We start from the raw sequence: 16929 nt of genomic DNA, 5'->3' as shown, positions 1-16929 counted from the left end.
GGTTGCAGGCATGGTTGCTGACTCCTCCCTGCGCCGGCATGACCCGGATCAGGTTCGACGGTCGGAGCGCGACTCGCTCCCTCTCAGCCCGGCGGTCCCGGACTCCCGTGTGTGTCCCAGCAGTCTAGACGCGACTCCGCTCACGTGACGCGACCGGAGTGACGTCCCCGTACGACGGACGGGAGGCCCGTGGCGGCGTCGCCACGGGCCTCCCGTCCGTCGCCGGGTCACTTCTTGAGGGCGCGGATCACCTTGCTCAGGGCCTTGCCGGTCACCCAGATGGTCGGGATGCTCACCGCGAGCAGCGAGATGAGGTTCGGCTCGAACTGCAGGTCCTGACCCGGGCGACGCACGTAGGCGCCGACGGGGATCGAGGCGCCGCCGCCGCCACCGCCGCCGTTCTCGTCGTCGCCGCCGGCGCCGAAGCCGAACCAGCCGATCGACACCGGGATGAGGGTCTGGTCCCCGACCTCGACCGGCTCGCCGTAGTTGGTCGAGACGCCCACGGGGCGCACCTTGTCTGCGATCTGACTGACGATGTTGGTCATGGCCGCGAGGGTACTCGGCCGTTCCTCCACAGGGCGGGGCGCGCCGGAGCGCTCCACGACCGGTGCGTTGTCTGCGGACGCGGGCAGCGCACGCCGATACGTTGGCGGGACCCACACCTGGAGGACCGTTTGCACACCTGGCCCGGCAACCCGTACCCCCTCGGGGCGACCTACGACGGCAGCGGCACGAACTTCGCCCTGTTCAGCGAGGTCGCAGACCGCGTGGAACTCTGCCTCTTCGACGACGCGGGGAACGAGGAGTGCGTCGACCTGGTCGAGGTGGACGCGCACGTCTGGCACGCCTACCTGCCGAACGTCGCGCCGGGCCAGGAGTACGGCTTCCGCGTGCACGCACCCTACGACCCCGAGAACGGCCTGCGCGGCAACCCGCACAAGCTCCTGCTGGACCCGTACGCCAAGGCCACCAGCGGCGACATCGACTGGGACCAAGCGCTCTTCTCGTACACGTTCGGCGACCCCGACTCGACCGACGACCAGGACTCCGCGCCGCACATGATGAAGGGGGTCGTCATCAACCCCTTCTTCGACTGGCAGGGAGACCGGGCTCCGCGCATCCCCTACGGCGAGACCGTCATCTACGAGGCCCACGTCAAGGGGCTGACGGAGACGCACCCCGACGTGCCCGAGGAGCAGCGCGGCACCTACGCCGGCGTCGCGCACCCGGCCGTCATCGAGCACCTGAAGCGCCTGGGCGTCACGACGCTCGAGCTCATGCCCGTGCACCAGTTCGTCAACGACTCGACGCTCCAGGAGAAGGGGCTGTCGAACTACTGGGGCTACAACACCATCGGCTTCTTCGCGCCCCACTCGCACTACTCGTCGTCGGGCGACCGCGGGCAGCAGGTGCAGGAGTTCAAGGCGATGGTGCGCGAACTCCACCGCGCCGGCATCGAGGTGGTCCTCGACGTCGTCTACAACCACACGGCGGAGGGCAACCACCTCGGCCCGACGCTGTCCTTCCGGGGCATCGACAACGCCGCCTACTACCGCCTGGTCGAGGACGACAAGCGGTACTACATGGACACGACCGGCACGGGCAACTCGCTCAACGTCGGGCACCCGCACTCGCTGCAGCTCATCATGGACTCGCTGCGCTACTGGGTGACGGAGATGCACGTCGACGGCTTCCGCTTCGACCTGGCGGCCGCACTGGCCCGCGAGTTCTACGAGGTCGACCGGCTCGCGGCGTTCTTCGAACTGGTCCAGCAGGACCCGATCGTGTCGCAGGTGAAGCTCATCGCGGAGCCGTGGGACGTCGGCCCCGGCGGCTACCAGGTCGGGAACTTCCCGCCGCAGTGGTCGGAGTGGAACGGCAAGTACCGCGACACCGTGCGTGACTTCTGGCGCGGCGAGCCCTCGACGCTCGGCGAGTTCGCGTCGCGCATCTCCGGCTCCGCCGACCTGTACGAGCACGACGGCCGCACGCCCAAGGCGAGCATCAACTTCATCACCGCACACGACGGCTTCACGCTCTACGACCTCGTCGCCTACAACGAGAAGCACAACGAGGCCAACGGCGAGGACAACAACGACGGCGAGAGCCACAACCGGTCCTGGAACTCCGGCGTCGAGGGACCGACCGACGACCCGGCCGTGAACGACCTCCGGCTCCAGCGGCGCCGGAACTTCCTCGCGACGCTGCTGCTCAGCCAGGGCGTGCCGATGATCGCGCACGGCGACGAGCTCGGCCGCACCCAGTCGGGCAACAACAACGTCTACGCGCAGGACTCCGCGATCAGCTGGATCGACTGGGAGCACGCCGACGACGAGCTCATCCAGTTCACCGCGGACGTCGTCAAGCTCCGGCACGACCACCCGACGTTCCGCCGGACGCGGTACTTCAACGGCCGCCCCGTGCGCCGGGGCGAGGGCGAACCGCTGCCCGACGTGGTGTGGCTGACCCCCTCCGGCGAGGCGATGGACCCCGAGGACTGGGACTCCGGCTTCGGCAAGAGCGTCGGCATGTACCTGAACGGCGAGGGCATCCGCGGGCGGGACCGCTGGGGAGAGCGCGTCACCGACGTGGCGTTCCTGACGTACTACAACGCCCACGACGACGTCGTGACCTTCACCCTGCCCCCGGAGGAGTACTCGCCGGGCTGGACCGTGCGGATCGACACCGCCGAGCCCGGTGCGCGGGACGAGGTCCTCGACGCCGGCACCCCGCTCGACGTGCCCGCGCGATCGATGATCGTGCTCCGCGCCGAGCCCGACCACGAGGTCACGACGACGCAGGTGGACGCCGTCGCGGGCGGGCAGCAGTCCACGCCGACCAACCCCGCGGCCGCGCCGGCTGCGTCGGCCACGGACCTGGCCGGCCCCGCGCCGGCCGCGAGCGCGGGGGACGACCCCTCCGTCGAGGCCGACGACCCCGCCGTCGACGCCGACGTGGCCCAGACCGATGACGACACCGACGTCCCCGACGTCACTGACGAACCCGACACCACAGGAGCCACCAGGTGACCGCACGCCGCGTCCCCACGTCCACCTACCGTCTGCAGGTCACCGCGGACTTCGACCTCGAGTCCGCCGCAGGCGTGGTCGACCACGTCCGCGACCTCGGCGCGGACTGGGTCTACCTCTCCCCCGTGCTCCAGGCCGAGCCCGGGTCCCAGCACGGCTACGACGTCGTCGACCACTCGCACGTCGACACCGACCGCGGCGGCGACGCGGCGCTCCGGGCGCTCGCCGAGGCCGCCCACGCCGCCGGGCTCGGCGTGCTCGTCGACATCGTGCCGAACCACGTCGGTGTCGCCACGCCCGAGGCGAACCCGTGGTGGTGGTCACTGCTCGAGCACGGCCAGGGCAGCCCCGTCGCGTGGGCCTTCGACGTCGACTGGGACGCCGGTGACGGCAAGGTCCGCGTCCCCGTGCTCGACGACCGCCTCCTCGACGCGGTCGAACTGCGCGACGGGAAGCTGTTCGTCGGCGAGACCGCCTACCCGACCGCTCCCGGCACCGTGCAGGACGGCGACGACGTCGAGACCGTGCACGCCCGGCAGCACTACGCGTTCGTGCACTGGAAGCGAGCCGACCACGAGCTGAACTACCGCCGCTTCTTCGCGGTCAACACCCTCGCCGCCATCCGCGTCGAGGAACCCGAGGTGTTCGCGTCGTCGCACGCCACGATCGGCGGCTGGTTCCGCGACGGACTCGTCGACGGTCTGCGCATCGACCACCCGGACGGCCTGTACGACCCCGCCGGCTACCTGCAGGACCTGCACGGGCTGACCGGCGGCGCGTGGACCCTGGTCGAGAAGATCCTCGAGCCGGGCGAGCAGCTGCCGTCGTCGTGGCCCGTCGACGGCACCACCGGGTACGACGCCCTGGCGGTGCTCGACCGGGTGTTCGTCGACCCTGCCGGCGAGGACGCCCTCACCGCGGCCTCCGGCGCCGAACCGACCGACTGGCAGCAGCTGACGCACGACACCCGACGCGGGATCGCCGACGGGATCCTCGGCAGCGAGGTCGCCCGCCTCGCCCGTCTGCTCACCCCCGTGGCGCCCGACGTGCCCGAGGACCGGATCGTCGACGCCGTCGCCGAGATCGTCGCGTCGTTCGAGGTCTACCGGACCTACCTGCCCGAGGGCGTGCAGCACCTCATCGACGCGCTCGAGCGGGCAGCCGAGGCGCGACCGGACCTCGACGACGTGATCGACCGGATCGCGCCGGCGCTCGTCGACCCCGGGCACGCCGCCGCACTCCGGCTCCAGCAGACCTCCGGCATGGTGATGGCCAAGGGCGTCGAGGACACCGCGTTCTACCGCACCTCGCGCCTGACCACCCTGAGCGAGGTGGGCGCCGACCCGAGCGTCTTCGCCGTCTCGGTCGAGGCCTTCCACCAGGCGCAGCGCGACCGCCAGGGCAGCTGGCCGCACACCATGACGACGCTCACCACGCACGACACCAAGCGGAGCGAGGACACCCGCGCGCGGATCAGCGTCCTCGCCGAGCTCGGGTCCGAGTGGACCGCGGCCCTCGCCCGGCTGCAGTCGCTCGCGCCCCTCGACGACGCCGTGCTGGCGGACCTGCTCTGGCAGGCGATCGTCGGCGCCCGGCCCGCCAGCCGCGAACGACTGCACGCCTACGCCGAGAAGGCCTCGCGCGAAGCCGGTGACAGCACCACCTGGACCGAGCCCGACGAGGCGTTCGAGCGGCAGATGCACGCGCTCGTCGACGCCGCGTTCGACGACCCCGAGGTCGTCGCCGTCCTCGACGAACTCGACCGGACGATCGATGCGGCGGGCTGGTCCAACGGGCTGGCGCAGAAGCTCGTGCAGCTGACGATGCCCGGCGTGCCGGACGTCTACCAGGGCACCGAGGCCTGGGACCGCTCGCTCGTCGACCCGGACAACCGCCGGCCCGTCGACTACGCCGAGCTCCGGCACGTCCTCGCCACGCTCGACGGCCCCGACGACGACGGTCCGGAGCGCCTGCCCGCGGTGGGCCTCGACGGTGTCGCCAAGGTCCTCGTCGTCAGCCGCGCGCTGCGCCTGCGCCGGGACCACCCCGAGCTGTTCACCCGCTACCTCGGGCTCGAGGCCACGGGGATCGCAGCGGACCACGTCCTCGCCTTCGACCGCGGCGGTGCCGTCACGGTCGCGACGCGCCTGCCCGTCGGGCTCGAGCGCGTCGGCGGCTGGGGCGACACGCTCGTGCACCCGGTGCCGCTCGAGCGGGTCGACCTGCTCACCGGCCGTCGCTTCCCGGCGTCGCGCGGCATCCCGCTCGCCGAGCTCCTGACCGACCTGCCGGTCGCCCTGCTCGTCCCCGTCGACGTCGCCGAGGCGACCACGCCGGGCGACGCCGCCGCGGCGCCGGCCGACGCGTCCACGTCCACCACCACGGCTGCCCGGACGGACGGCGTCGCCGACCCCGACCAGCAGGCCGAGATCGAGATCCTGGAGGGTCACGCATGACCGTTCCCGCCCGCTACGCCGTCTGGGCGCCGAACCCGGAGCGTGTGCGCCTGGTCGTCGACGGCACCGAGTACGCGCTGACCCGCGGTGACGACGACTGGTGGCGAACCGACGAGGTGACCCCCGTCGTCGGCGCCCGGTACGGCTTCCGCATCGACGACGACGAGGACGTCCGCCCCGACCCGCGCAGCCGGTACCAGCCCGAGGGCGTGCACGGCCCGTCCGAGGTGGTCGACCCCGAGCGCTTCGCGTGGACCGACGACTCCTGGACCGGACGACCGGCACGCGGTGGCGTGATCTACGAGATGCACATCGGCACCTACACACCCGAGGGCACGCTCGACGCCGCCGCCGCGAAGCTCGACCACCTGGTCGAGCTGGGCGTGGAGTTCGTCGAGCTGCTCCCCGTCAACGCGGTGAACGGCGAGTGGAACTGGGGCTACGACGGTGTGGGCTGGTTCTCGGTCCACGCCCCGTACGGCGGTCCCGACGCGTACGACCGGTTCGTCGACACCGCGCACGCCCTCGGGCTGGGCGTCATCCAGGACGTGGTCTACAACCACCTCGGCCCGAGCGGCAACTACCTGCCGCTGTACGGGCCGTACCTGCTGCAGGGACTCGGCAACACCTGGGGCGACTCGGTCAACGTCGAGCACCCGGAGGTCCGCCGCTACGTGCTCGACAACGTCCGCATGTGGTTCCGCGACCACCACGTCGACGGGCTGCGGCTCGACGCCGTGCACGCCATCCGGGACACCTCCCGCCCCCACGTGCTGCAGGCGATGGCGTCCGAGACGGAGTCCTACTCCGAGTTCGTGGGTCGTCCGCTGTCCCTGATCGCGGAGTCGGACCTCAACGACCCGGTCATGTTCCGCCCACAGGAGGCATCGGGCTACGGCCTGACCGGCCAGTGGTCCGACGACTTCCACCACGCGGTCCACGTGGCGCTCACCGGCGAGACGAACGGCTACTACGCCGACTTCGCCCCGCTGTCGGCGCTGGCGAAGGTCCTCGAGCACGGGTTCTTCCACGACGGCACGTGGTCGTCGTTCCGGCGGAAGCGGCACGGGCGTCCGATCGACCGCGGGACCTCGCCGGCGACGGCGCTCGTCGTGGCGAACCAGAACCACGACCAGATCGGCAACCGTGCGGCCGGCGACCGGCTCGCCGCCACGCTCGACGACGAGTCGCTCGTGATCGCCGCCGCACTGACGCTGCTCGGCCCGTTCACGCCGATGCTCTTCATGGGCGAGGAGTTCGCTGCGACGACCCCGTGGCAGTTCTTCACCTCGCACCCCGAGAAGGCCCTGGGCGAGGCCACCGCGAAGGGTCGCATCGCGGAGTTCGCCGAGCACGGTTGGGACGAGTCCGCCGTGCCGGACCCGCAGGACCCGACGACCTTCACGAACTCGAAGCTCGACTGGGCCGACGTGACCTCGGAGCGGGGTGCCAGGATCCTGCGCGCCTACCGGGTGCTCGTCGCACTGCGACGCACCGAGCAGGCCTTCGTCGACCAGCGCTACGAGGCGAACGCCGTGCGGTTCGACGAGCACGACCGGTGGATCGTGCTCACCCGTGGGCTGCTCGGGCCGGACTCGGCGCCCGTGCACGTCGTGGTGAACCTGGCCGACGACGCTGCCGAGGTGCCGGTGCCCGATGCGTCGGGCGAGGAGCTCTACCGGTTCGGCGAGGCGACCGTGGACGCCGGCGTGGTGCGGTTCGCGTCACGGGGTGTGGTCGTCCTGCGCTGAAGCGCGGGCGGGCGGGCGCGGCGCGGGAGTGCCGACGCCGCCCGCGGACGCGACGGACCCCCGTGGGATCACCACGGGGGTCCGTTGCGTTCACGCCTCGGTGCTCGTTGCTCAGCCCGTGTGGTCGGCGACCGCGTGCGCGTTCTTGCGCACCGAGGGCAGCCGGCGGTGGTCCTTCACGAGCGACCGCAGCTCGCGCAGACGACGGTCGATGCCCCACTTGGTCACGAGCGTCAGGCTCTCGCGGACGATGTTGCCGCTCATCTTCGAGACGCCGAACTCCCGCTCCGTGAACGTGATCGGCGTCTCGACGACGCGCAGCCCGGCCTCGAGGGCGCGCCAGCACAGGTCGACCTGGAAGCAGTAGCCCTTCGAGGCGACCCCGGCGAGGTCGATGCGCTCGAACGCCCGCGACGTGAACACGCGGAAGCCGCCGGTCGCGTCACGAACGGCGATGCCGAGGGCCAGGCGGGTGTAGAGGTTGCCGCCGCGGGAGAGCATCTCGCGGTACCACGGCCAGTTCTCGACCTCGCCGCCCTTGATCCAGCGGGAGCCGAGCACGAGGTCGTTCGAGTCCGCGAGCTCGAGCATCCACGGCAGGTACTCCGGGTGGTGCGAGCCGTCCGCGTCCATCTCGACGAGCTTGTCGTAGCCGTGCTCGAGCCCCCAGGCGAACCCGGCGAGGTACGCGCCACCCAGGCCGTCCTTCACGGTGCGGTGCATGACGTGGACCCGGTCGGTCTCCCGTGCGATCGCGTCGGCGATGTCACCCGTGCCGTCGGGCGAGTTGTCGTCCACGACGAGCACGTGGACGCTGTCGTCGGTCGCCGCGAGGGTGCGCGCGACGATCGGGCGGACGTTCTCCGCCTCGTCGTAGGTCGGGATGATGACCAGGGTCGTGCTCATGGTGCTCCTTGCGCTTCGCATCGAAGATATCGGGTCGCCCCTGCGTCAGCTGGACGTGAGGTCTGCGAACACGATCAGATTGTCGGTGTAGTGCCCGGTGGCGGTGTCGAACGTGCCGTCGCAGGTGATCAGCCGGAGCTGTGGCGTGGGCGCGCTGCCGTAGACGTCGCTCGTCGGGAACGCGGACTTCGCGGCGCGCTCCGACCGCTCGACGGTGAAGGTGCGGGTGGTGCCGTCGGACATCTCCACGTGCACCTGGTCGCCCGCCACGAGTTCGTCGAGCCGGAAGAACACGGCGGCGCTCGTCGGGCTGTCGACGTGTCCGGCGATGACCGCCGGGCCGACCTGACCGGGCACGATGCCGTCCGCGAACCACCCGGCGCTGTCCCAGTCCTCCGGCGGGTCGAGCTCGCCGGCGGCGCCGCGACCGAGGTCCTCGAGGCCGGAGGAGACCCCGATCGCCGGGATCTCGACCCGGACAGGCGTGGCGGTCGAACGGGCAGCGGGTGCGGCCGGGTCCTGGAAGCCCGACGTGTCCCCCGCTCGCGATCCGTTCGCGGCGGCACCCGGGTCGGTCGACGCGGAGGCGCTGCTCACCGGCTGCCCCGCGCTGCGGCCGTCGGGACCGGTCGTGGCGACGGCCACCCCGGCGATGCCGCCGCCGACGAGGACCGCGGCGACCACGCCCGCGAGCACGACACCACGGCGACCGGGACGGCGCGTCCGGCGCTGCGCCTCGGGCGTGGCGACCCGACGGCCGGTCACGAGGCACCTCCCGCGTCGGTCGCGCACCCGCCGAGCACGTCCGACGTGAGCATGGTCGCGCCGAGCGCGGCCCAGGCGTCGCCGTAGTACGTCGGCGTCGTCGCCGCGGTCCGGTCCATCCGACGCAGGTCCGCGCTCGACGCCGAGGACGAGCCGGCGGCGTGCTCGGCCGCGGCACGGGCGGCGTACGCCAGGCCGCTGGTGTCCCCGGTCACGGCGGTGCCGCCGAGGTCGAGCTGCGCCGCGAGCTGGGTGCTCCGGCGGAGCGTCGGTGCGATCGACCCGGCGAGCGCCCGCTCGTCGGCCGAGCACGCCTCCGCGTAGCGCAGGGGCAACCGCATGGCCTCCCACCCGTACACGACACTCCCCTGGTCGCCCGTGGCGGGCATCGCCTCGACGGTGCCGTCAGCGTGCACCTGCGACCAGTCGCTCGGCAGGTCGCTCACGTCGAGCACCGCGGCGGTCGCGGCACGCGACCCCTCCTCCACTGCCGTCCAGCGCCGGTCGCCGGTCGCCCGCTCGAGGATCCGGAACGCCGCCGGCGACGCGTAGGAGGCGTTGTACCGGTACGGCTCGCGGTCGGCCCACGGCCCGGGCAGCAGGATCGTCCCGAGCTCGGTCGTCGCGGTCTCGTGCTCGAGGATCGCCGACGCCATCGCCTTGCCGGCCGCGGTGTACCGGTCGTCACCCCACCGCTCGCCCGCGAGCACGAGGGCCCGGGCGGCGTCGAGGTCCGCGTCGCTCGCGGACTGCTCGTCGGCGACCCCGTCCTCCGGCGTCCAGCGCCACGCGAGCAGGTCGTCGTCGGTGAGCAGGTGGCGCTTCGTCCACGTCCAGATCTGCCCGAAGGTCTTCCGGTCGTCGTTCGCGTAGGCGATGAGCAGGCCGTACGCCTGCCCCTCGCTGACGGTGTCGCCGCCCTGGTCGGTGCGGACGACACGGCCGTCCTGCACGTACTCGTCGAGGAAGTGCGTGCGGAGCTGCGCCGCACTCCGGTCGACGTCGGCTGCGGGAGACGAGGTGGTGCTCGAGGCGCCGCCGGCTTCGGGGGCGCTGTCGCTCCACGGTCGGACGGCGACGAGCGCGGCGCCGACCGCGACGACGAGCGTCGCTGCGGCGGTGATGGGGATCCAGGTCCTGCGGGTCATGCCGGCTGCACCTCTTCCGGGTGGTCGGGGACGGTCGGACGGGAGGCGCGACCCACGTGAGCGGTCCGGCTCGGGTGAGCCGCGCCTCCAGGACGGTTGCTGCTGGTCACGTGACCGGCAGCGTCCCGCCCGTCAGTGGAACAGCGAGCGGAACGCCGCGACGACCGCGTGCGTGAACTCGGTGAACGGGCGGTCGGCGGCTGCGCCGCCACCGCCGGTCTGGACGCCGCCCGACGGGGTGGCCGCCGTGGCGGCCGCGTCGGTGACGGGGACGACGGTCAGGTCGCCCTTGCTGTCGTCGAGGACGAAGAGCGTCGAGACGGTGTTGCCCGCGAGGTCGACGCTCGCCGTGCCGCGCTGCCCGCTGCCCGAGACGTCGAGGTCCCACTTGCCGGCGCCGACGGTCGCGTACTTCGTGGCGGTGCCGAAGGCGGCGTCCTCGGCGATGGCGGTGCCGGTCGAGGTGCTGACGTCGACCTCCTTCGCGGTGGTCGCGGCCTGGACGAGGCGGAGCTTCGCCTTGCCGTCACCGGGCTGCTGCAGGTCGTCCGTGAACGCGGTCGTCTTGAGGTCGGCGTTCTTGCCGTAGGCGACGACCGTGTTCGCGTTCCCCTGCTGGACCGTGACGTCCGTCGAGATCACCGGGGTGGAGTCCGGGGCGTCGGCGGCGCGCATCGAGAGGACGTACGTGCCGACCGGGAGCTCCTGGTAGGGGCTGACCTGGCCGTAGGTGACGTCGTCGAGCTCGAACACCTTCTTGCCGCCGGACAGGCTGGTCAGCTCGACGTCGACGCCCTTCGTGTCCGGGGAGAGGTGGCCGACGCGGAGCCAGCCCTCGTCGGTGCCGGTCGCGGCGCTCGCGGTCTGCGGGGCGGCGAGCCCGACGGTCGCGGCGACGAGCGCTGCGGCGATCCCGGCGACGACGACGGGGCGGCGGGAGGTGCGGCGTGCGGTGGTGCTGCCTGCGGTGTGCCGGGCGGAGGTGCGTGCGTGCATCGTGGTGCTCCTTCGGGTCGGGTGGTGCGGGTGCTGGTCGGTGGTGCTGGTCGTGCTGGTGCGGGTGCGGGTGCGGGTGCTGGTCAGTGGCGCTGGTGCTGGTCCTGCTGGTCCTGCTGGTCCTGCTGGTGCGGGTCGTGCTGGTGCATGCGGTGCTGTCGTTCCCGGTGGCCCCCTCCGCGAGCGGGCGCTTCCTGCTCGTGATCCGGCCCGGCGATCCCGGTTCCGCCCGCTCGCGCCACGGGGCGGAGCGGGAGCGCCGGGCCGTTCCCGCGAGCGGGCACTTCCTGCTCCTGGAGCCGGTCTGGTGCTTCCGGTTCCGCCCGCTCGCGCCACGGGGCGGAGCGGGAGCGCCGGGCCGTTCCCGTGAGCGGGCGGATCCGGCACCGGGACGCGTCCTGGCGCTTCCAGTTCCGCCCGCTCGCGCCTTGTGGCCGGACGGAACCGTCGGCGTCAGGACGCGCTCGTCGGCGTCGTCGTGGGGTCGGTCGGGGCGTAGGTCACGACGACCCGGTCACCGTCCTGCTCGACATCGGCCGGGCGGAGTCCGTCGCTCATCGCAGCGAACGTGGCGATGACCCGCTCGGCTTCCGCCCGATCACCGGCCTGGACGACGAGCCGACGGAAGGGCTGCCCGGTCTCGCCGGCCAGCGGGCGGAACCGTTCGACGGACACCGACTGGTCGGCGAGCACCTGGCCGAGTGCGAGCACCGCCCGCGAGTCGACCTGGCCGGCGCGGAACTGCGACGTCGTCCCCGCGTCCGCCCGGAGCGCCGGGTTCGCCGCGAGCTCGGTGCCGATCGTCTTCCGCCCGTTCGTCGCGGCGGTGATGGCCTCGTTCGCGGCCGCCTCGCCCTCGGCGTGGACGCGGCGGACGTCGACCTGCTGGTCACCGGTGCCGAAGGTCGCGACGCTCGTCGAGTTCCGGATGGCCAGCGACACGTCCTGCGAGGAGTTCCCGCCGGTGCGCATCGAGTCCGTCGTGATGACGTAGTCCGAGTCCTTCCACCCGTTCGGCGACTGGCGCTGCACGGCGGCGTCGGTGTCGAGCTTGTAGTACCAGATCACGTTGTTCCGGGCGAAGCCGTCCTGCACGAGGTCGACCCACATGGCGTCGTCCACGAGCAGCCGCGAGGACTTCGGGACGTTGTCGCCGACCCACTGCTCGGCCTGCTGCATCGGCAGGTCCAGGTTCCCGAGGAGGAACCCGCGCAGCTGGGAGCCCCAGAGCGGCACGGCGACGACGAGTGCGGCGGCGGTGACGAGCGCCCAGGTGGCACCGAGACCACGACGGGTGACGCCGCCGATCCGCGAGCGGGACCGCGTCCGACCGATGAGGGCGAGGACCGCCCGCTCGACGGTGTACGCGACGAGGAGCGCCGCGAACGGGACGAGCATGATCACGTACGGCACCGGCAGGTAGCCGTTCGGGCGGAACATCATCGCGAGCAGGAAGACGAGCATCGCGGCGATCGGGCGGACCCGGCGCATGAAGAGCCCGACGACCGCGGCGGCCGAGCCGAGCACGATGAAGACCGGGTCGAGCGCCCACCACTGAGCTGCCGCCTGGTTCGCCAGGCTGCCGCCCTCGAAGACCGACCCCGACGCGGTGCGCGAGCCGAGCTGGTACGTGATGCCCTCGAGCAGGCTGACCCGCCCGGCACCCGGCAGCAGTTCGCCCTTGACCGCGGCGAGCAGCAGGTAGCCGCCGCCGATCACGGTGAGGACGGCCCCGGCCACGCTGAGCGTGTACCGGCGGGTGGTCTTGTCGGCCCGTCGGACCGCCATCCAGATGAGGAACGGCAGCGCCAGCAGGTACGTCTCCTTCGAGAGCACCGCGATGCCGAGGCACGCGGCCGCTCCCGCGAAGCCGGCGAGCTGCTGTCGGCGGCTGAGCACGAGGACGAACGCGGCGAGGAGCCACGGCGTCGCGACGTTGTCGATGTAGACCGTGCGGTGGTACTGCAGGGCCAACGGCGAGAGGGCGAACACGAGGCCCGCGGCGGCGGCCGTCGCGCGACCAGCGCCCAGTCGACGAGCGAGCACGAACAGCAGCAGGGCCGAGACGGCGGCGAAGAAGACCATCGCCTCACGGGCGGCCTCGACGGCGAACGGGTAGCGCGCGAACGCCCCGGTCAGCGAGGTGTAGCCCGCGATCTGGATCCAGCCCAGCGGCGGGTGGTCGTACCAGTAGGTGTAGTGGGTGATCTCGCCGAGGTTGAGGATGGCCCAGGCCTGGGCCGTGTAGGTCCCCTCGTCGTCGATGCGCTGCGGCGTGCCGGACATGTTCCACGCCTGCACCATGACGGTGACGACGAGGACGGGGAGCAGCCAGCCGAGGCTCGCCGCGTGGATGCGGAACCAGCCACGGACGCCGGAGAACGATTCGGCGTTCCGGACCGGGATCCCGGTGGTGTGGGTGATGCTGGCGGTCATCGGGCACCTCCTGCGGACGTACCGGCGAGCTCACGCTGCTGCGTGTCGGCGTCGGTGTCGGTGGTGACGGCGTTCGCGAAGCCGACGACCTCGGTCGGCTGCGCGGTGCGGTGCTGACCGGTGTGCTCGGTCTTCTCCCAGCCGTTCTGCCCCTTGACGTGGCGGACGACGGCACGGACGGCCGCTGCGGCGAGGAACACCTGGTACGGCACGAGGCCGAGCACGAGCTTCACGTAGTCGCGGATGCGGACCTTCTCCTTGTAGATGCGACCGAACTCGTTGAGCCCGACGACCTCGACGGCCAGCAGCATGAGCGTGGGGGCCACCGGGATGAACGAGACCAGCGCGATCGCGGTCGGCACCTTGACGAACAGGATCATCAGGACGCTCAAGGGGATGAGGAGCCCCGTGGCGGCCTGGATGAACGGCATCGTCAGCATGTAGCGGGCGAAGAAGCGCTGGCGGAACGAGGGCAGCTTCTTCCACTCGCCCTTGCCGAGGACCTGCAGGAAGCCCTGGTTCCAGCGGGTCCGCTGCTTGAGCAGGGACGCGAAGGTGGGCGGGGTCTCCTCGCGGGTGACGGCCTCGGGGCTGTACGCCACGACGACCTTCGCGCCGTCGGCCGACAGGCGGACGCCGAGCTCGCAGTCCTCGGCGAGGCAGTGCGCGTCCCAGCCGTCCGACCACTCCAGCCGTTCCTTCGTCACGAAGACGGTGTTGCCGCCGAGCGGGATGAACTTCGAGCCGGCGTGGAAGTGCAGGCGCGAGCGGAACCAGAAGTAGTACTCGAGCACGTTGCGGAGCGACCACCAGCTCGACTTGAAGTTCATCAGCTGGACGCCGCCCTGCACGACGTCGGCGCCGGTCTCCTGGAAGCGCGAGTCGACGAGCGACAGGAGCTTCGGGTAGACCTCGTCCTCGGCGTCGAACACCCCGACGATGTCGCCCGTCGCGTACTGCAGCGCGAGGTTCATCGCCTTCGGCTTGTTCTTCGGAGCGGTGTCGTCGACGACGACCTTGATCAGTGACGGGTGGCGGGCGGCGGCGGCCCGCACGACGGCGTCCGTCTCCGGGTCGTCCTCGCCGACGATCGCGATGATCTCGAAGTCGGGGTGGTCCTGCTTGGCGAGCATGTCGAGGGTCTCACCCATCACGTCCTGCTCGTGCCGACCGGGCACCAGGAGCGTGAAGCGGTGCGCCGCGGGACGCGGCGTCTGGCTGAAGGACGTCGACCTGAGCGCGTCGCGCGACCGCCAGGCGTGGAGCATCCACCACAGCGTGGTGAGCGCGATCACGGTGAGCAGCACGGAGATCGCGATGAGGGCCGAGTACCCGATCCACTCGCCCAGCGTCCAGGCGACCTGCGGAGCCTGCCCCGAGCCTCCCGTCGGGACGTCCGTGGTCCCGCGGTTCGGGAGGTTCCCGGCGGGGCCGGTCCCCTCGTTCGGTTGCAGCAGCGGCCCGGCGGCCGTCAGCAGCGTGGCGGTGATGGTCATGCGGCGTGCTCCTTCGCGTGAGCGTCGGTGGAACGGAAGACGAGGGCCTTGTACGCGGCGAACCGGAAGACGGTGCCGAGGACGAGACCCACCCCGTTGCCGGCGACGTTGTCGGCGAGGGTCGAGGTGAAGCCGAGGACGTAGTGCGAGACGAACAGGCAGGCCGCGGCGATGCCGAGGCCGATGACGTTCGTGACGGCGAAGAGGAGCCCCTCGCGGAGGGTCTCCTTCCGGCCGACCTGCCGCTGCGAGCGGAACGTGATGGAGCGGTTCGCGAGCCAGGCGACCGCGGTGGCGACGACGGCGGAGACGATCTTCGCCGCGATGGGGCCGTCGGGCATCACCGTCGCGCGCAACGTGTTGTAGACGCCGAGGTCGATGAGGAAGCAGACGGCGCCGATCGCGCCGAACGACGCGAGCTGCTTCGCCGTGGCGAGGAGCCGCGGCGTGAGGGCCGGCCGCACGGCGCGTGCCGTGCGGGTGCCGGTCGCCGCTGGGTGGGCGGACGACGTGGCGGGGGTCGGCACCGAGCCTGTGCCGGGTGGCACCAGAACGGGGGTGTCGGTTCGGGTCATGCCCCCTCTTCGGGGGCATCCGTCAGGCGGTTTGGGAGGGGTACAGGGTCTGCCAGGAGGCTGCCAGTTCCGCGACATCCGCTGTTCATCAGTGAACATCCGTCAGCGTTTGTGCTGATCAGGCGGCACGTCGACCGTCCGTCCGGACGGTCGGCGGTCCTGCGCGCAGACGGACGGGAGGCACGGTGCCAGCTGGCACCGTGCCTCCCGTCAGTCGTCCGGTTGCGTCAGGCGGGACGCCGCTCCGGGCTGACCGTCTTGCTGGCGTCGCGCTCCGGGATGTCGCCGAGCGCCTCGTCGATCGCGGCGAGCGCATCGGCATCGAGCGTCACGCCGGCGGCCTTGACGTTGTCCGTGACCTGCTCCGGACGCGATGCCCCGACGATCGCGGAGGCGACGTTCGGGTTCTGGAGCGTCCACGCGATCGCGAGCTGGGCGAGCGTCAGGCCGGCCTGGTCGGCAACGGGCTGCAGGCGCTGGACGGCCTCGAGGACCTCGTCGCGCATGAACCGCTTGATCATGTCCGCGCCGCCCTTCTCGTCCGTGGCGCGCGAACCCTCGGGAGCCGGCTGCCCGGGCTTGTACTTGCCGGTGAGGACGCCCTGGGCGATCGGCGACCAGACGATCTGGCTGAGGCCGAGCTGCTTCGAGGCCGGGACGACCTCGCCCTCGATGACGCGCCACAGCATCGAGTACTGCGGCTGGTTCGAGATGAGCTGGAAACCGAGCTCCTTCGCCAGCGCTGCGCCCGCGCGGATCTGCTCCGCGTTCCACTCGCTGACACCGATGTACAGCGCCTTGCCCTGGCGGACGACGTCGGCGAACGCCTGCATCGTCTCCTCGAGCGGGGTCTCGTGGTCGTAGCGGTGGGCCTGGTAGAGGTCGACGTAGTCGGTCTGCAGGCGCTCGAGCGAGCCGTCGATCGACTCCATGATGTGCTTGCGGGAGAGGCCGACGTCGTTGTGCCCCTTCGGCCCGGTCGGCCAGTAGACCTTCGTGAAGATCTCGAGCGACTGGCGGCGCTCGGCCTTGAGCGCCTCGCCGAGGACCGTCTCCGCCGCGGTGTTGGCGTACGTGTCGGCGGTGTCGAACGTGGTGATGCCCGCGTCGAGCGCTGCCCGTACGCACTGGGTGGCGACGTCGTTCTCGACCTGCGAGCCGTGCGTCAGCCAGTTGCCGTAGGTGATCTCGGAGATCTTGAGTCCGGAGTTGCCCAGGTACCTGAATTCCATGGTGCCGACGCTAGTCGCGCGCACGCCGGGGTGAGGGGGCGTGGGAGTACCTGGTTGGGGGCGGCGCGTCCGCGGCGCCGCGCCGCGGCGCAGTGCGGCGCGGCGCGATGCGGCGCGGCGCGGCGCGAGCGGCGCG

General features: G+C 71.8%; 12 protein-coding genes and 1 riboswitch. Of the genes, 3 read left to right on the top strand and 9 right to left on the bottom strand.

Annotated elements, in window-relative coordinates:
* Positions 1-7: 7 nt before the first annotated feature.
* A riboswitch (TPP riboswitch) is annotated at positions 8-119 on the bottom strand.
* Between the two features lie 108 nt (positions 120-227).
* Positions 228-548 (bottom strand): spore germination protein GerW family protein, encoded by a 321-nt coding sequence (locus QUG93_RS15830; RefSeq protein WP_289475568.1) that lies wholly within the window; start codon positions 546-548, stop codon positions 228-230.
* A gap of 129 nt (positions 549-677) precedes the next feature.
* On the opposite strand from QUG93_RS15830, the gene glgX reads away from it, so the two are divergent.
* From glgX to treZ, 3 genes are read left to right on the top strand one after another with little or no spacing between them, the layout of a single operon-like run.
* The gene (gene glgX / locus QUG93_RS15825) at positions 678-3032 is read left to right on the top strand and encodes a glycogen debranching protein GlgX (RefSeq protein ID WP_289475566.1); all 2355 of its coding nucleotides are present in this window, start codon (positions 678-680) and stop codon (positions 3030-3032) included.
* Positions 3029-5488: a malto-oligosyltrehalose synthase gene (treY, locus tag QUG93_RS15820; RefSeq protein WP_289475565.1), complete on the top strand. Its 2460-nt coding sequence runs from the start codon at positions 3029-3031 to the stop codon at positions 5486-5488. Before glgX ends, treY begins: the two co-directional genes overlap by 4 nt.
* Positions 5485-7239 (top strand): malto-oligosyltrehalose trehalohydrolase, encoded by a 1755-nt coding sequence (treZ, locus tag QUG93_RS15815; protein WP_289475563.1) that lies wholly within the window; start codon positions 5485-5487, stop codon positions 7237-7239. Before treY ends, treZ begins: the two co-directional genes overlap by 4 nt.
* A gap of 111 nt (positions 7240-7350) precedes the next feature.
* Here treZ and QUG93_RS15810 read toward each other — a convergent pair whose 3' ends face one another.
* The 8 genes from QUG93_RS15810 to QUG93_RS15775 all read right to left on the bottom strand — a co-directional run bounded on the left by QUG93_RS15810 (position 7351) and on the right by QUG93_RS15775 (position 16793).
* Positions 7351-8145, bottom strand: coding sequence for a polyprenol monophosphomannose synthase (locus QUG93_RS15810; RefSeq protein WP_289475562.1), 795 nt, complete (start codon positions 8143-8145; stop codon positions 7351-7353).
* Positions 8146-8190: 45 nt separating this feature from the next.
* Positions 8191-8910 (bottom strand): class F sortase, encoded by a 720-nt coding sequence (locus QUG93_RS15805; protein ID WP_289475560.1) that lies wholly within the window; start codon positions 8908-8910, stop codon positions 8191-8193.
* Complete coding sequence (locus tag QUG93_RS15800) at positions 8907-10058, bottom strand: family 8 glycosyl hydrolase (protein ID WP_289475558.1); 1152 nt, start codon at positions 10056-10058, stop codon at positions 8907-8909. The genes QUG93_RS15805 and QUG93_RS15800 overlap by 4 nt, the downstream gene beginning before the upstream one ends.
* Before the next feature lie 132 nt (positions 10059-10190).
* Positions 10191-11054 (bottom strand): DUF4397 domain-containing protein, encoded by an 864-nt coding sequence (locus tag QUG93_RS15795; protein ID WP_289475556.1) that lies wholly within the window; start codon positions 11052-11054, stop codon positions 10191-10193.
* A gap of 453 nt (positions 11055-11507) precedes the next feature.
* A complete protein-coding gene (locus tag QUG93_RS15790) occupies positions 11508-13490 on the bottom strand; it encodes an ArnT family glycosyltransferase (protein WP_289475555.1) in 1983 nt (660 codons plus the stop codon).
* Positions 13487-14986 carry a glycosyltransferase gene (locus QUG93_RS15785; RefSeq protein ID WP_289475553.1) on the bottom strand — a complete coding sequence of 500 codons (1500 nt, stop codon included), beginning with the start codon at positions 14984-14986 and terminating at the stop codon, positions 13487-13489. Before QUG93_RS15785 ends, QUG93_RS15790 begins: the two co-directional genes overlap by 4 nt.
* Positions 14983-15561, bottom strand: coding sequence for a GtrA family protein (locus tag QUG93_RS15780; RefSeq protein ID WP_289475551.1), 579 nt, complete (start codon positions 15559-15561; stop codon positions 14983-14985). Before QUG93_RS15780 ends, QUG93_RS15785 begins: the two co-directional genes overlap by 4 nt.
* A 227-nt stretch (positions 15562-15788) precedes the next feature.
* On the bottom strand, positions 15789-16793 hold the full coding sequence (locus tag QUG93_RS15775; protein ID WP_289475549.1) for an aldo/keto reductase family protein: 1005 nt from the start codon (positions 16791-16793) through the stop codon (positions 15789-15791).
* Positions 16794-16929: the final 136 nt, after the last annotated feature.

The sequence above is a fragment of the Curtobacterium caseinilyticum genome, from assembly GCF_030363035.1.
In the GTDB taxonomy this organism is placed as follows: domain Bacteria; phylum Actinomycetota; class Actinomycetes; order Actinomycetales; family Microbacteriaceae; genus Curtobacterium; species Curtobacterium caseinilyticum.
The sequence above is the reverse complement of the archived record's forward strand: the minus strand, read 5'-3'. Positions and strand labels throughout refer to the sequence as shown.

Coding starts and splice junctions, on each gene's coding strand:
- QUG93_RS15830 (WP_289475568.1), bottom strand. CDS start 548: ATGACCAACATCGTCAGTCAGATCGCAGACAAGGTGCGCCCCGTGGGC.
- treZ (WP_289475563.1), top strand. CDS start 5,485: ATGACCGTTCCCGCCCGCTACGCCGTCTGGGCGCCGAACCCGGAGCGT.
- QUG93_RS15810 (WP_289475562.1), bottom strand. CDS start 8,145: ATGAGCACGACCCTGGTCATCATCCCGACCTACGACGAGGCGGAGAAC.
- QUG93_RS15800 (WP_289475558.1), bottom strand. CDS start 10,058: ATGACCCGCAGGACCTGGATCCCCATCACCGCCGCAGCGACGCTCGTC.
- QUG93_RS15795 (WP_289475556.1), bottom strand. CDS start 11,054: ATGCACGCACGCACCTCCGCCCGGCACACCGCAGGCAGCACCACCGCA.
- QUG93_RS15790 (WP_289475555.1), bottom strand. CDS start 13,490: ATGACCGCCAGCATCACCCACACCACCGGGATCCCGGTCCGGAACGCC.
- QUG93_RS15785 (WP_289475553.1), bottom strand. CDS start 14,986: ATGACCATCACCGCCACGCTGCTGACGGCCGCCGGGCCGCTGCTGCAA.
- QUG93_RS15780 (WP_289475551.1), bottom strand. CDS start 15,561: ATGACCCGAACCGACACCCCCGTTCTGGTGCCACCCGGCACAGGCTCG.
- QUG93_RS15775 (WP_289475549.1), bottom strand. CDS start 16,793: ATGGAATTCAGGTACCTGGGCAACTCCGGACTCAAGATCTCCGAGATC.